Consider the following 13,179-nt stretch of genomic DNA (forward strand, 5'->3'; position numbering starts at 1 on the left):
TAGAGCGAGTGTGAGCGTTCACGGCAGGAATCTTTTGCATCGCAACGATCAGGCCACGCACAGGATGTGAATTCACGTCAGGGGCATCGGACGGACGTCCGTCGCCTGTACGGGCGGATCTTGACGGGTGAAGTCCGCTGGTGAAGGCTTCCGAGTGACGATCACGCATGCCGACAGGCTGGGGGCGGGAGCCCCGGGGACGGAGGGGTGATGACGGGCCCGGTGCTCGCTGTGGACCAGGGCACGTCGGGAACCAAGGCCCTCGTCATCTGTCCCGTACGCGGGGTCATCGGCTCCGCCTCCGCCCCCGTGCGGCCCCGGTACCTGCCGGGCGGCCGCGTGGAGGTCGACCCCCGCGAGCTGCTGGGCTCGGTCGTCGACGCGGGGCGCGCCGCCCTGGCGGCGGCCGGCGAGCCGGTGGCGGCGGTGGGCCTGGCCAACCAGGGCGAGACCGTACTGGCCTGGGACCCGGCGAGCGGTGACCCGCTGACCGACGCGATCGTCTGGCAGGACCGCCGCGCCGAGCAGCTGTGCACGGAACTGGCCCCGCGGGCCGCGTCGTTACGGGAACGGACGGGACTGCCGCTCGACCCGTACTTCGCCGCGCCGAAGATGGCCTGGATACGCCGCAACCTGACCCGGCGGGGAGTCGTGACGACCAGTGACGTGTGGCTGGTGCACCGGCTCACCGGCGCCTTCGTCACCGATGCGGCCACCGCGGGCCGCACCCAGCTGCTCGACCTCGACACCGTCGACTGGTCGCCCGAGGCACTCGACGCCTTCGGCCTCACCGGCGAGCGGCTGCCGGACGTCGTCGACGCGGACACCCACGTCGGCACCACGACCGCCTTCGGGCCCCCGCTGCCGCTGACCGGGCTGCTCGTCGACCAGCAGGCCGCGCTGCTCGCCCAGCGCGTCACCGAGCCCGGGACCGCCAAGTGCACCTACGGCACGGGGGCGTTCCTCCTCGCCCAGACCGGCCCGTTCCCCCGCCGCAGCACCTCCGGACTGGTCGGCTGCGTCGCCTGGCGGCTCGGCGGGGAGACCAGCTACTGCCTGGACGGGCAGGTCTACACGGCAGCCTCCGCCGTGCGGTGGCTCACCGACCTCGGCGTGATCTCCGGCGCCGAGGACATCGACGCCGTGGGAGGGACCGCCCCGGACGCCGGCGGCGTCACCTTCGTCCCCGCGCTCGCCGGGCTCGCCGCCCCGTGGTGGCGGGGCGACCTGCGGGGTTCGGTCACCGGCCTCGGCCTCGACACGACCGCCGGGCACCTCGTGCACGCGCTGTGCGACGGCATAGCCGCCCAGGTGGCCGAGCTCGCGGACGCGGTCGCCGCCGATCTGGGCGCACCGCTGGCCACCCTGCGCGTCGACGGCGGACTGACCCGGTCCGCGCTGCTCATGCAGGCACAGGCCGACCTGCTGCAGATCCCCGTCGAGGTGTCGGCGCTGCCCGACGTCACCGCGCTCGGCGTCGGGGCGGTCGCCCGGCTCGGGCTCGATCCCTCGCTCACCGTCCACGAGGCCGTCCCGGAGTGGAAGCCGTCCGCCGTCTACGAGCCGAGAGCCGGTTCCGGGCAGGCGGCGGAGCGCCGCGCACGGTTCCGGACGGCGGTGTCGGCCCTGCTCGACGGCCCGGTATGACGGTCACCACCAGCGGCCCGCTGCCCGGCGGGGACGTGTACGACGTGACGGTCGTCGGCGCCGGCGTCGTGGGCTCGGCCATCGCCCGCGAACTGGCCCGGTTCCCCCTGCGGATCGCCCTGGTCGACGCGTCCGACGACGTCGGCGACGGCACCTCGAAGGCCAACACCGCCATCCTGCACACCGGTTTCGACGCGGTACCCGGATCCCTGGAGTCCCGGCTCGTCCGGGAGGGGCAGCGGCTGCTCGCCTCGTACGCCGCCGCAGCCGGCATCCCCGTGGAACCGCTCGGGGCGCTGCTCGTCGCCTGGAACGAGGAGCAGCTCGCGGCGCTGCCGGGCCTCGCCGACAAAGCCGTACGCAACGGCTACCGCTGCGCCCGGCTCCTCCCGGCCGAGGAGGTGCGGGCCCGCGAGCCGGAACTCGGGCCCGGCGTGCTGGGGGCGCTCCACATACCGGACGAGTCCGTCATCTGCCCCTGGACGACCACCCTCGCGTATGCGACGCAGGCCGTGCGCGCAGGCGTCGACCTGCACCTCAACTGCCCGGTGCGGTCGGTCGCTCCGGGCGAACCGCACACGGTGGCCACCGGCCGTGGCCCGCTGCGCACCCGGCACCTGGTCAACGCGGCGGGTCTGTACGCCGACGAGATCGACCGGATGCTCGGGCACACGGACTTCACCGTGACGCCCCGGCGAGGCCAGCTGATCGTCTTCGACGAACTCGCCCGCGGCCTCGTACGCCACATCCTGCTCCCGGTGCCGGACGCGCGCGGCAAGGGAGTGCTGGTGGCGCCGACCGTCTACGGGAACGTGATGCTGGGGCCCACCGCCGAGGACCTGGACGACAAGGCGGCCACCGGATCGACCGCCGAAGGGCTCGCGCTGCTGCGCGACAAGGGCCGTCGGATCCTGCCGGCGCTCCTGGAGGAGGAGGTCACCGCCGTGTACGCCGGGCTGCGGGCGGCCACCGGGCAGGAGGACTACGCGATCCGGGCGCATCCCGCGCAGCGGTACGTGACAGTGGGCGGGATCCGCTCCACGGGTCTGACCGCCTCGATGGCGATCGCCGCCCATGTCGTGGAACTGCTCGCCGACGGCGGTCTGCCGGTGGCCGGCGCCCGCGAGCCGGCGCCGGTACGGATGCCGAATCTGGGTGAGGCGTTCCCCCGGCCGTACCGCGACGCCGCGATGATCGCGGCGGACCCGGAGTACGGCCGGATCGTCTGCCACTGCGAGCGCGTGACCCGCGGCGAGATACGCGACGCGCTCGCCTCGGACGTCCCGCCCGGTTCACCGGACGGCCTGCGGCGGCGCACGCGCGCCCGGGGCGGCCGCTGCCAGGGCTTCCACTGCGGGGCCGCCGTCCGCGCACTGTTCGAGGAGGCCCGCCGGTGAACCGTACGGTCGACGTCCTGATCGTCGGCGCCGGCCCCGCCGGACTGGCCCTCGCGGCCCGGCTGGCGGCGGCGGGCGCCGGGAGGGTCGAGGTCCTGGAACGCGAACCGGAGGCGGGCGGAATGCCCCGCCACCTCCACCACGGCGGCTTCGGCAGGCCGCCGCGTCCCTGGTTCCGCGGTCCCGAGTACGCACGGCGGTCGGCGCAGGCGGCGGTCGCCGCCGGGGCCGCAGTCCGCACCGGCGTCACCGCCACCGGCTGGGCCGGCCCGCTGGCCCTGGAGACCACGAGCCCGGCGGGCCTGGAGCGGATCACGGCCCGAGCCGTGGTCCTCGCCACGGGCGCCCGGGAGCGCCCCCGCAGCGCCCGGCTGGTTCCGGGTTCCCGCCCGCAGGGTGTGCTGACGACCGGGGAGCTGCTGCAGTCGGTCCACCTGTACGGCCTGCCCGTCGGCCGGCGCGCCGTGGTGGTGGGCGCCGAGCCGGTGGCCCGGCACGCGGTGGGCACGCTGCGGCGGGCGGGTACGGACGTGGTCGCGATGGTGACGGAGCGCCCGCGCGCCGCCGCCGTGCCGGGGGTCCCGCTCCTCACGGCGACGACGGTGGGCGAACTGCGCGGCCGGGGCCGGCTGACCGGCGTCGCCGTCCGCCATCGGAACGGCCGTTCCGGGGTCCTGGCCTGCGACACGTTGGTCTTCACCGGCGGCTGGATCCCCGATCACGAGCTGGCCCGCCGCGGCGGCGTCCCCCTGGACCCCGGCACCCGGGGCCCCGGCGTGGACGCGTCCTTCCGTACGTCGGCGCCCGGCGTCTTCGCGGTCGGCAACGCCCTGCACGGAATCGAACGCGCGGCCACCGCGGCGGGAGAGGGCGCCGCCGCGGTGGCCCCGGTGCTGGCCCACCTCGCGGGCGCCCGCTGGCCGGAGCCCGGCCCGACGCTGGAGGTCAGGGCCCCGCTCCTGTGGGTGACGCCGAACCGGGTCACGGGCATCGCCGGGCGGCCGCTGCTGCTGCGGTCAGGGGAGCCGCTGACCGTCCCGGTGGTGACGGTGGGCCAGGGCGGCCGCCTGTTGTGGCGACGGCGGGTCGGAGGCCCGGTGTCCCCGTCCCGGTCACTGCGGCTGTCACCCGGGTGGACCGCCCGGGTCGACCGGTCCGGCGGTCCGGTCGTGGTGGCCATCGGCTGACGGGAGCCCGGTCGAGGCGCGGGGAGCACCGTTCAAGGAGATCCACACAGCAGGCGTGGCCACATGATGAAACCCGATCTCCGTTTGCGGCGGTCATCGAGCCACGCCAACACTGGTTGCGCTGTGTCAACTGTCACGCAACGAGTAGACGATGGGAGTAGGCATGTCCGAGCCTACGGACGGATTCGCCTGTGCAGCCGGCGACCAAGACTTCACGGCCACGGCATACCGGGACGGCAAGGGTGCGCGCCGCGTCACGGTGAGGGGCACGTGTGCGTGTCAAACCCCGGGCTTCAAACTCACGTTGGAACCGGTGTCCCCACCCATCGACTCCACTCCTGAAGAACTGCACGTGGACCTGGTGGAAGTGAAGCCCACGGGGACCGTCGCGCAGGTCATCACACCCACGGATGTGGAAGGCACGTTCGAGATCCTCGATGAGGTCGAGCGAGTTCTGATCCGCAACCGGAACATCACCGTGCTGATCAAGGAGGGGTGAAAGCCCCGGCTGGGTGGAGGGGCCGTTGCGGAAGGATCCGTACGGCCCCTCTCCCGCTTTCCGTGCCGAGCCCACGGTGGGGGCGCGCCGGCCTCAGGCTGTCGAGCCGGAGTCCGCTTCCCGGTGCATACCCGTGCACAGCGCCCAGACGACGAACAGGTTGACGACGACCAGGATCAGCGCCCACAAGGGGTAGAACGGGAGCCACAGGAAGTTGGCGATCGCGCCCAGGCCGGCGATGAACACGCCGAGATAGCGCGCCCACAGGGCTCCGCTCATCACCGCGCAGCCGCCGACGACGAGGAGGACGCCCACGATGAGGTGGATCCAGCCCCAGGCCGTCAGGTTGAACTCGAACAGGTAGTGGCGCGTCACGACGAGCAGGTTGTCCTTGGCGAGGGCCGAGATCCCTTCGAAGATCGCCATCACCCCGCCGAAGATCATCAGGGCGGCCGCCGCGATGGTCGTACCGGATGTGGGCGCATGCCAGGGGCTCGGCTGTGGGCGGCTGGCTTGGGGTCTGGTGGCGTCACTGGCCATCTCGATCTCCTTGCTGGCAGAGCCGGCCTGGCGCGCCAGGCCGGCGGTCCCCCGGTTTCAGCGTGTCACGGCGGCCTGCCGTCGGCATTCCGGCCTCCTTGGCCGACTCTGCGCCGCCGTGCCAATGGGCCGTATGTGCGCAGGTGGAGGGCTCCGTGGATATGGGAGGGGTCCGGGTCGTGTACGCCGGTGTGCGCCTTGTGGGACGGAGTCACTCCGCTCATAATTCATACGAGCGTTCGCGCCCTGATAGTTCCCTTGTGGTGCGGGTGGCGAGGCGGGCGGAGTTCAAGGAGACGGCATGATCACCATCGTGCGCTGGCCGGACCACCCGGCGGCCGAGCGGGGCCTGCCGGACCTGCTGGCCGCCTACCACCTGCGGACGGAGGCCGAGAAGGGTTCGCCGCTCGCCGACGCCGACGCCCTGCCGGCCCGGTACCGCGCCGAGGTGGCGGACCCACGTGCCGCCTTCGCGGACGCCGCCGTGTTCGTGGCGCTCCTCGGGCGGCGGGCCGTGGGCTGTGTGGCGGTCGGCGCCCCCGTCCAAGGGCGGTGTGAACTCAAACGGCTCTGGACCGACCCCGAATGCCGTGGCCGGGGGATCGCCTCGGCTCTGCTGGCCGCCGCACTCGCCCACGGCGAGGAGCAGGGGGCCGGAACGGTACGCCTGACGGTGTGGAGCTGGCGGACCGACGCCATCGCGCTGTACGAGAAGCTCGGGTTCCGTGTCACCGCGTCCTGGGAGGCGCGCGAGGACCTGGTGTGCATGGAGTACCAGGCAGCCGAAGTCGCCTCAAGCCTGCGCGGGGCGGGCGACGCGCCATAGGGCCCGAGGCGGGCGCGGCCGGCCGCGGCGGCCGGCCGTGGCGGGCGGACTTTGCCCAAGACTTCGCCAAAGCCGGGACAAGCCCCAAGCGGCGAGCACGCCACGGGACCGAAGGTGCATAGCTTGTCCTGATATGACGGTGAATGCAGAAGGGCGCGAGGCCCCCGGTCGGCGCAGGGTGCTCCGGGCGGCGCTGACGGGCGCGGCGGCTGTGGGCGCCGGGCTCGTGGCCGGTTCCCCCGGGACCCCGGCCGCGTCCCGCGCCGCGGGACCGAGCGGTTCGCGGCCCGCCACCCCGGAGTCCGCCCTGAGGACACTGGCCGCGGGGAACGCGCGCTGGCGGACCCTTCACGAAACGCATCCCGACGAGACGCGGACCGTGCGGCGGACGCTGGTCCGCGGCCAGCATCCGTTCGCCGTCGTCCTCGGCTGCGTCGATTCCCGCGTTCCGCCGGAACTCGTGTTCGACCAGGGCCTCGGTGACCTCCTCACCGTGCGGTCGGCGGGCGAGGTCCTGGACGAGGCGGTGCTCGGGAGCATCGCGTACGGGGTCCTCGAACTGGGCATCCCGCTGGTCGTCATCCTGGGGCACCAGTCCTGCGGGGCCGTCGCCGCGGCCGTCAACGCCGCCGAGGGCGGGGCGCCGCTGCCCGGGCACATGCAGTACCTGATCGATCAGATCCGGCCCGCGATCGACCGGACGCTCCAGGGAGCCGCGCGGATCGACGCGGCGATCACCGCGAACGTGCGGCTGGTCCGGTCGCGGCTCTCTGCGGAACCCGAGCTGGCGGCCAAGGTCGCGGCCGGGAGGCTGGCGATCGTCGGAGCCCGGTACGAACTCACCAGCCAGCGTGTGCGCCGGATCCACTGACGGGCCGTCTCCGGGCCACCACTGGTCTTCCGACCCCGAGCCGTCCACTGACCATGGCCGTCCCCGCCGTCCGTTGACCATGGCCGTGGCCGGCCGTCCACCGGCCCTCCGCCCCCGCCGTCCGCGTTCACGCCCCGTCTCCCGCCACCGGCCGTGAACGCCTTGGTTCGAAGCCCAGTTCGTCAGCGGCGAGCGGCCCTCACCGCACATCCGGGTGATTGTTTCCCGCCCGGGCCCCTTTGAGCGTTCAAGGCATCCGCGGGGCGCAAGAGTTGAGTAATGATCATCGACTCTTCCCCCGTGCCGGACTCCCCGGACGAGTCCGCCCGGACGCCCGGCCGCCGCCCCTCCCGCCGTACCGTCATCGCCGGCGCCGCCGCCGTCGCGGGTGCCGGTGCGCTCACGGCCGCCGCGGCGTCCGCCGAGACCGCGCAGACGCCGTCCGGCTCCGCACGTCCCGACTGGGAGACGTGCCTCACCATCGCCCGGGCGATCCTCGTACGGGACGATGACGACGAGCCCCTGGTGCCCCGTTACGCGGACATCCTCCTGAAGCACGGTCTGCCCCGGTCCCGCACCCGCAGGAAGGTACTGATCGTGGGCGCGGGGCCCGCCGGGCTCACCGCCGCCCACCTGTTGCGCGACGCCGGGCACGAGGTCACCGTCATCGAGGCCAACGGCAACCGTGTGGGCGGCCGGATCAAGACCTTCCGTACCGGCGGCCACGAGAAGTCCCCCGCGGCCTTCGCCGACCCCAAGCAGTACGCCGAGGCCGGCGCCATGCGGATCCCCGACAGCCACCCGCTGGTCACCGGCCTGATCGACAGCCTCGGCCTGGAGCGCAGGCGCTTCCACCTGGTCGACGTCGACGGGTCCGGACGCCCCGCCTACCGTTCGTGGATCTTCATCAACGGCATCCGCGTCCGCCGCGCCGACTACGCCCGCAGCCCGCAGGCACTCAACCGCTCCTTCGGGGTTCCGGCGGCCTACGAGCTGATTCCCGCGGCGCAGATCGTGCGCACCGCCTTCGCCCCCGTGCGCAAGGAGATCGAGGGCAAGAAGGACAAGGCGCTCGTCGAGGGCTGGGCGCGCGTCATCCAGCGCTACGGCCACATGTCGATGTATCGCTATCTCACCGAGGAGGCGAAGCTCGACGAGCGGACGATCGACCTGATCGGAACCGTCGAGAACCTCACCTCCCGGCTGCACCTCGCCTTCGTGCACAGTTTCATCGGGGCATCACTGATCAGCCCGGACACGGCCTTCTTCGAACTGCCCGGCGGCACCGCCACCTTGGCCGACGCGCTCTACGAGCGGGTCAAGGACGTCGTACGGCTCGACCGCCGCGCCACCCGTATCACGCACGGGGAGGGTAAGGTCACCGTCGACACCGTCTCCGAGGGCCGCGGCGGCGGCGCCGTGCAGCGCGAGACGTTCACCGGCGACACTGCGATCATCACCGTCCCCTTCTCCGGGCTGCGCCACATCCCGGTCGCGCCCGCGCTCTCGTACGGCAAGCGGCGGGCGATCACCGAGCTGCACTACGACGCGGCCACCAAGGTGCTGTTGGAATTCAGCCGTCGCTGGTGGGAGTTCGACGAGGCCGACTGGAAGCGCGAACTGGAGGGCGTGCAGCCCGGCCTGTACCGCAAGTACCAGCTCGGGCAGACCGCGCAGGACGGTTCGCTGCTGGGCGCCCACTCGTCCGTCACCAGGAGCCACATCTCCGGCGCCCAGCGGGCCCACTACGCGGCCTGCCGCCCCGTCACCCGCGATCAGCCCGAGGCCGCCGGTGTCATCGGCGGCGGCTCGGCCACGGACAACCCCAACCGCTTCATGTTCCAGCCCTCCTACCCCGTCGAGGGCAGCCCGGGCGGAGTCGTGCTCGCCTCCTACAGCTGGTCGGACGACGCCCTGAAGTGGGACTCCCTGGACGACGCGGAGCGTTACCCGCGTGCGCTCGCCGGGCTCCAGGAGGTCTTCGGACAGCGGATCGAGGTGTTCTACACCGGTGTCGGGCGCACCCAGTCCTGGATGCGCGACCCGTACGCCTACGGCGAGGCCTCCGTACTGCTGCCCGGCCAGCACACCGAGCTCTTCCCGCACGTCCGCAAGGCCGAGGGCAACCTGCACTTCGCCGGGTGCCACACCTCCATCAAGCCGGCGTGGATCGAGGGAGCCCTGGAATCCGCGGTACGGACCGCCCTGGAGGTCCACTCGACGCTCTGAGCGGTGCCGAGGGTGGCGCTCCCGGCGGCGTTCCCGGCCGTCGGGAGCGCCTTAGCCGTCGGGAGCGCCCTTCAGCCTCCGGGAGTCCCCTTCCGCCGTCGGGAGTGCCTTCAGCCTTCGGCGAGCACGATCAGCCAGTCGTGCGCGCCGAAGCGGACCCGCTCCCGCTTGTCCGGATTGAGCCGTACGCCGTAGGCGGGACCCGTGGCGGCCTGCGAGCGCAGCCGGTAGCCCACCGCGCATTCGCCTCGGCGGCGCGCCGACTCGACGAGGGTGGCGAAGGCCACCTCTCGGTCGGTCCGTACATAGTCCGAGACCGGTTTGAGGTAGAGCTCGTTCCCGTGGGCGCCGAACAGCTCCTCGAAGACGTCGGCGAGGTAGCTGCTTTCGGAGATCTGGGTCATCAGGAGGCTGATCAGCCGACCGCTGACGATGAAGTCGGCGCCCTCCCGAGCGGGGGCGAGCAGCCGGTTGCCGTCGTCGGACATCTCGGTGGTGAGCGAGAGCTCCCGCTGGACGGCGTCCCCGATCGCCCGCAGATGCAGCAGCGTGACCAGCGTACGGTCATCCGTCCCGGCTCCGGTCTCACCCTCGCTCTCGCCCGCCGCCCACGTGGCCGCCCACGTCGCCTCCCCCGCCCTGGCCGCCGGACCGAGAACGGGTGGGGCGGTGGGCCGCAGGCCCGTCTCGCCGATGACGATCACACTGTCGTACGAGGGCACGTCCAGCTTGGCCAGGACGCCGGGATCGGTGATGTCCCCGCCGTGGAAGGCCACTTCGAGGCGGCTCCGCGCCCCCGCGATGCCGGAGGCGGCGCGCATCGTCGCGTCGTCGCCGAGAGCCACGACGTCCAGGGTGCTCCCGGGGCTCACGAACTGGTCGAGCTGTTCCACGATGAGCGGAGCTCGGCGGTTCCAGCCGAGGAGGAGCAGGCGTTCGGTGAGGGGGGTCCGGGGGCTGGCCGTGACGATCGCGTCCTCGTCGACGCAGGAGGAGGCGTCCGCCGGTACGGCGGTGTCGTCGTCCTCGGAGACGAGGAGGATCCGGTCGCTCGCGCCGATCGTCGTGCCGGGTTCGGGGTTGAGCGCGACACGGCCATCGGCGTGCAGCAGCCCGACGACCGAGGACGTGGTGAACGCCAACAAGGCCTCGCCGAAGGTGCGTCCGGCCAGAGCCCGGGCGTCGGCGGTGTAGAACTCGTCTCCCTCGAAGCCCAGTAACTCCTGGTAGACGAGCGAGAGACCGGGCTGGCGGGCCGTCTGGACGAGGAGCCGGGCGATGATGTCGTCGACGCACAGGACGTGTCCGCCGGGCCCGGCCGCCAGCTGGGCGGTGGTGTGGTTGCGGGTGTCACGGACGGCGGCGACCACCACCGCTTCGCCGGGTTCGGGGCCCACTGCGTTGAGGGCGAGCAGGGTCTTCACCACGTGGGCGTCGCCGGCCTCCCCGTCGGGCGGCAGCACGAGCACGGCCTTCGCGGTCCGCGGACTCACCCGGGCCAGCACCGTGGGATCGGTGGTGCGGCCGCTGCGGCAGATGATCCTCGTCGTGCCGGTGTCGGCGACGCCGGCCGAGATCTCGTCGTCCATCTCCACCTTGTCCTTCGGCGCGAGGACGGCGATGGCCGAGCGCCGCTGGTTGGCGTTGGCGGCCACCAGTTCCCCGACCACCGGGAGGATCTGGTCGGACCAGCCCAGTACGACCGTGTGGCCGGTCTCCAGCACGGTGGAGTGCCCGCGGCGCAGGGACATGATGCGCCGGTTGATGCCGGTGGTGATCAGACTGACCAGGGTCGACACGAAGAGCAGCGCGACCAGGGCGAGCGTCACGGAGGCCAGTACATAGGGGGGAGGGCCGACCGCACCCCCGATCTTGAGGGTCTGCCCGACACTGACCCACACGGCGGTGAGCCGGCCGGAGAGGGTCGTCGGGGCGGCCCGGTCGGCCCAGACGAGCACCGTGCTCGCCGGGATCACCACGGCGAGGCAGCCGAGGGACAGCCAGCCGATGAGCGGGGTGGTCCCCCCTGCCACCAGATGGTCGAAACGGTACCGAAGGCGCAGCCGCAGGGACGTCTTGTGCTGCTGCGCCATACGAACTCCCTCGTCTTCCGTGCTGCTAACCCATCGGCGTCCTCTCGGTTACGGGTGAACCGTCTCCGGCGTGATGCCGGCAGCGGAGAGAAAGGTGCTCGCCGCGGCCGTGCGGGCGTGCAGGCGTGCGGCCGGGCGGCTCCACACGTGGGGACGGGTTCAGGGCTCGGCGGGGTCTTCGAGGAGGTGGAGCAGGGTGTGGCGCAGGAGGGCGTCGGTCGGGGGCGTGGGGCGGCCCGTGATGCCGGAGCGGAACAGGGCCGATCCCTCCATGAGCATGACGAACAGCTCGGCTCGGGCTGCCGCGGCGGCGGGGGTGAGGGAGGGGGAGCGCCCGCGGATGAACTCGGCCACGTGCCCGGCGTACGCGGCGTAGAAGGCGCGGACGGCCTTGGCGGCCTCCTCGTCGTGCGCGGCCATGGACCAGACCTCGGTGAACAGCCGTACCAGGGGCAGGTCGTCGTGGTCGCCGAGGACGGTGTCCAGGACGGCCACCGCACCGGCATCGGTCCCGCCCGCCTCGGTGAGGGCGGCGACGCGCGCCAGTGAAGCGGAGAGGATCCGGTCCAGCAGGGCCGCCAGGAGGTCGGAGCGGGCCGGGAAGTAGTACTGGAGGTGGCCGAGCCGGACTCCCGCCGCGTCGGCGACCGCGCGCATGGTGAGCTCGGCGCCGCCGGAGGAGCTCAAAATCCCTTCCGCGGCGTCCAGCAGCGCCGTCCGCCGCTGGTGGCCTTTCGGCGTCGGCCCGCCGGGGTTGGCTGCGGCGGCTCTGGCGGCGCCGCGGCCGGTGGCGCCGGTCATGCGGCGGCCTCGCTCCGGGCCGATTCGAGATCGACCCGGATGCCGTACGCGGCCAGTTCGCCCATGGCCCGGACCGGATCCGGATGCTGTTCCGGGAAGACCACGCCCGCCGGCGACGGGGCCCCGTCGGTGCCCAGCACCCGGTGCAGTCCCAGCAGTGCCCCGACCGCGGTCAGATGGCTCTGCCCGCGCGGATCGGTGACGGTCGCGGTGCGGCTGCGCCCGCGGTGGGAGACGTCGATGCGGAGCTGGGCCGTACCGCCGTCCCCGGGGGAGTGGAGCAGGGCGCGGCGTGCCGGAGCCCAGCGCTCGCCCCCCGCCCAGCGGAAGAACCCCGCACCCCGCAGGGCGAGGAGCGCGCGGGTGGCGGCCGGGGAGCTGAAGCCGATGCGGGTGACCGCGGTGGTGGTGGCGAGGGTCAGCGGAAGCGTGTACTGCTCGGGGGTGTCGATGCGCGCGACCCGCACGGGACCATCCCCGATGAGCACGGTACGGGCGTCCGTGAGCGGAGAGGCGTACCGGCGGCGGCCGTCGTCGACCACCTCGAACTCCACGCCGAGCCGGTCCATGAACTCCACGGAGTCCGCACCGGACCGGTCGGCCATGTCCCACCGCACGGCGATCTCGACCCGCTCGGCGCCGCCCAGTTCGGCGGCGAGCGACGCGGCGACGAGGCTGCTCACCCCGCCCATCCAGGCCGACGACAGCAGCACGGGGGCGGTGGGGCGCAGCAGCGCGGCCACGGTGACGGCTCGCTGGAGCCGGGCCGTCCACCGGGTGATGTCGACATAGGGGACGCCGGCCGCCACGGCGGCGCGCAGCACCCGGTCGTCGGGGTCGTTGACCGAGTTGATCACGGCCCGCACATCGGCTCGGAAGGGTGCGGGACCGGTGAGGTCCCAGGCGCGCACCTCGGATCCGAGTTCGGCCGCGAGGGCTCGGCCGCGTTCGGGCGAACGGCCGGTGAGCAGGGTCGGGGCGTCGGGGGCGACCATACGGGCGATCTCGGCGCCGACGGTTCCGTATCCGCCGGTGATAAGTACGGGGGCGGACGGGTCGTGCCGCAGGGCATCTGTCATGATGCAGATT

11 protein-coding genes are annotated in these 13,179 nt (G+C 73.0%); 7 read left to right on the plus strand and 4 right to left on the minus strand.

The genetic code is table 11. The features are described from left to right. The first annotated feature begins 210 nt into the window (after positions 1 to 210). The 4 genes from ACWGIF_RS13345 to ACWGIF_RS13360 all read left to right on the plus strand — a co-directional run bounded on the left by ACWGIF_RS13345 (position 211) and on the right by ACWGIF_RS13360 (position 4,730). Positions 211 to 1,647, plus strand: coding sequence for an FGGY family carbohydrate kinase (locus ACWGIF_RS13345; protein ID WP_453495590.1), 1,437 nt, complete (start codon positions 211 to 213; stop codon positions 1,645 to 1,647). Then, complete coding sequence (locus ACWGIF_RS13350) at positions 1,644 to 3,044, plus strand: FAD-dependent oxidoreductase (protein ID WP_453495593.1); 1,401 nt, start codon at positions 1,644 to 1,646, stop codon at positions 3,042 to 3,044. The genes ACWGIF_RS13345 and ACWGIF_RS13350 overlap by 4 nt, the downstream gene beginning before the upstream one ends. Then, on the plus strand, positions 3,041 to 4,231 hold the full coding sequence (locus tag ACWGIF_RS13355) for an NAD(P)/FAD-dependent oxidoreductase (RefSeq protein WP_453495595.1): 1,191 nt from the start codon (positions 3,041 to 3,043) through the stop codon (positions 4,229 to 4,231). The genes ACWGIF_RS13350 and ACWGIF_RS13355 overlap by 4 nt, the downstream gene beginning before the upstream one ends. A 313-nt stretch (positions 4,232 to 4,544) precedes the next feature. After that, a complete protein-coding gene (locus tag ACWGIF_RS13360; RefSeq protein WP_453495597.1) occupies positions 4,545 to 4,730 on the plus strand; it encodes a hypothetical protein in 186 nt (61 codons plus the stop codon). Positions 4,731 to 4,823: 93 nt separating this feature from the next. On the opposite strand, the gene ACWGIF_RS13365 is transcribed toward ACWGIF_RS13360, so the two are convergent. After that, positions 4,824 to 5,270, minus strand: a complete 447-nt coding sequence (locus ACWGIF_RS13365; RefSeq protein WP_453495600.1) for a DUF7144 family membrane protein — start codon at positions 5,268 to 5,270, stop codon at positions 4,824 to 4,826. A 301-nt stretch (positions 5,271 to 5,571) separates the two neighbouring features. Here ACWGIF_RS13365 and ACWGIF_RS13370 point away from each other — a divergent pair, with 301 nt between their 5' ends. The 3 genes from ACWGIF_RS13370 (at position 5,572) to ACWGIF_RS13380 (ending at position 9,196) form a co-directional block, all read left to right on the plus strand. After that, positions 5,572 to 6,096 (plus strand): GNAT family N-acetyltransferase, encoded by a 525-nt coding sequence (locus ACWGIF_RS13370; protein ID WP_453495602.1) that lies wholly within the window; start codon positions 5,572 to 5,574, stop codon positions 6,094 to 6,096. Between the two features lie 133 nt (positions 6,097 to 6,229). Then, positions 6,230 to 6,967 carry a carbonic anhydrase gene (locus ACWGIF_RS13375; protein WP_453495605.1) on the plus strand — a complete coding sequence of 246 codons (738 nt, stop codon included), beginning with the start codon at positions 6,230 to 6,232 and terminating at the stop codon, positions 6,965 to 6,967. Positions 6,968 to 7,246: 279 nt separating this feature from the next. Beyond that, positions 7,247 to 9,196: a flavin monoamine oxidase family protein gene (locus ACWGIF_RS13380; RefSeq protein ID WP_453495608.1), complete on the plus strand. Its 1,950-nt coding sequence runs from the start codon at positions 7,247 to 7,249 to the stop codon at positions 9,194 to 9,196. A gap of 110 nt (positions 9,197 to 9,306) precedes the next feature. Here the strand turns inward: ACWGIF_RS13380 and ACWGIF_RS13385 are convergent, their stop codons facing one another. The 3 genes from ACWGIF_RS13385 to ACWGIF_RS13395 all read right to left on the minus strand — a co-directional run bounded on the left by ACWGIF_RS13385 (position 9,307) and on the right by ACWGIF_RS13395 (position 13,169). After that, complete coding sequence (locus ACWGIF_RS13385; protein WP_453495611.1) at positions 9,307 to 11,289, minus strand: CASTOR/POLLUX-related putative ion channel; 1,983 nt, start codon at positions 11,287 to 11,289, stop codon at positions 9,307 to 9,309. A gap of 159 nt (positions 11,290 to 11,448) precedes the next feature. Next, positions 11,449 to 12,090, minus strand: coding sequence for a TetR/AcrR family transcriptional regulator (locus tag ACWGIF_RS13390; RefSeq protein ID WP_453495614.1), 642 nt, complete (start codon positions 12,088 to 12,090; stop codon positions 11,449 to 11,451). Further along, a complete protein-coding gene (locus ACWGIF_RS13395; protein ID WP_453495617.1) occupies positions 12,087 to 13,169 on the minus strand; it encodes a saccharopine dehydrogenase in 1,083 nt (360 codons plus the stop codon). Before ACWGIF_RS13395 ends, ACWGIF_RS13390 begins: the two co-directional genes overlap by 4 nt. Between the last annotated feature and the right edge of the window lie 10 nt (positions 13,170 to 13,179).

The organism is Streptomyces sp. NPDC054849, from assembly GCF_053610945.1.

Bases quoted from the DNA above. Each gene is read 5' to 3' on its own strand.
- ACWGIF_RS13370 (WP_453495602.1), top strand. From the start codon at position 5,572: ATGATCACCATCGTGCGCTGGCCGGACCACCCGGCGGCCGAGCGGGGC.
- ACWGIF_RS13385 (WP_453495611.1), bottom strand. From the start codon at position 11,289: ATGGCGCAGCAGCACAAGACGTCCCTGCGGCTGCGCCTTCGGTACCGT.
- ACWGIF_RS13390 (WP_453495614.1), bottom strand. From the start codon at position 12,090: ATGACCGGCGCCACCGGCCGCGGCGCCGCCAGAGCCGCCGCAGCCAAC.
- ACWGIF_RS13345 (WP_453495590.1), top strand. From the start codon at position 211: ATGACGGGCCCGGTGCTCGCTGTGGACCAGGGCACGTCGGGAACCAAG.
- ACWGIF_RS13350 (WP_453495593.1), top strand. From the start codon at position 1,644: ATGACGGTCACCACCAGCGGCCCGCTGCCCGGCGGGGACGTGTACGAC.
- ACWGIF_RS13395 (WP_453495617.1), bottom strand. From the start codon at position 13,169: ATGACAGATGCCCTGCGGCACGACCCGTCCGCCCCCGTACTTATCACC.
- ACWGIF_RS13375 (WP_453495605.1), top strand. From the start codon at position 6,230: ATGACGGTGAATGCAGAAGGGCGCGAGGCCCCCGGTCGGCGCAGGGTG.
- ACWGIF_RS13365 (WP_453495600.1), bottom strand. From the start codon at position 5,270: ATGGCCAGTGACGCCACCAGACCCCAAGCCAGCCGCCCACAGCCGAGC.
- ACWGIF_RS13380 (WP_453495608.1), top strand. From the start codon at position 7,247: ATGATCATCGACTCTTCCCCCGTGCCGGACTCCCCGGACGAGTCCGCC.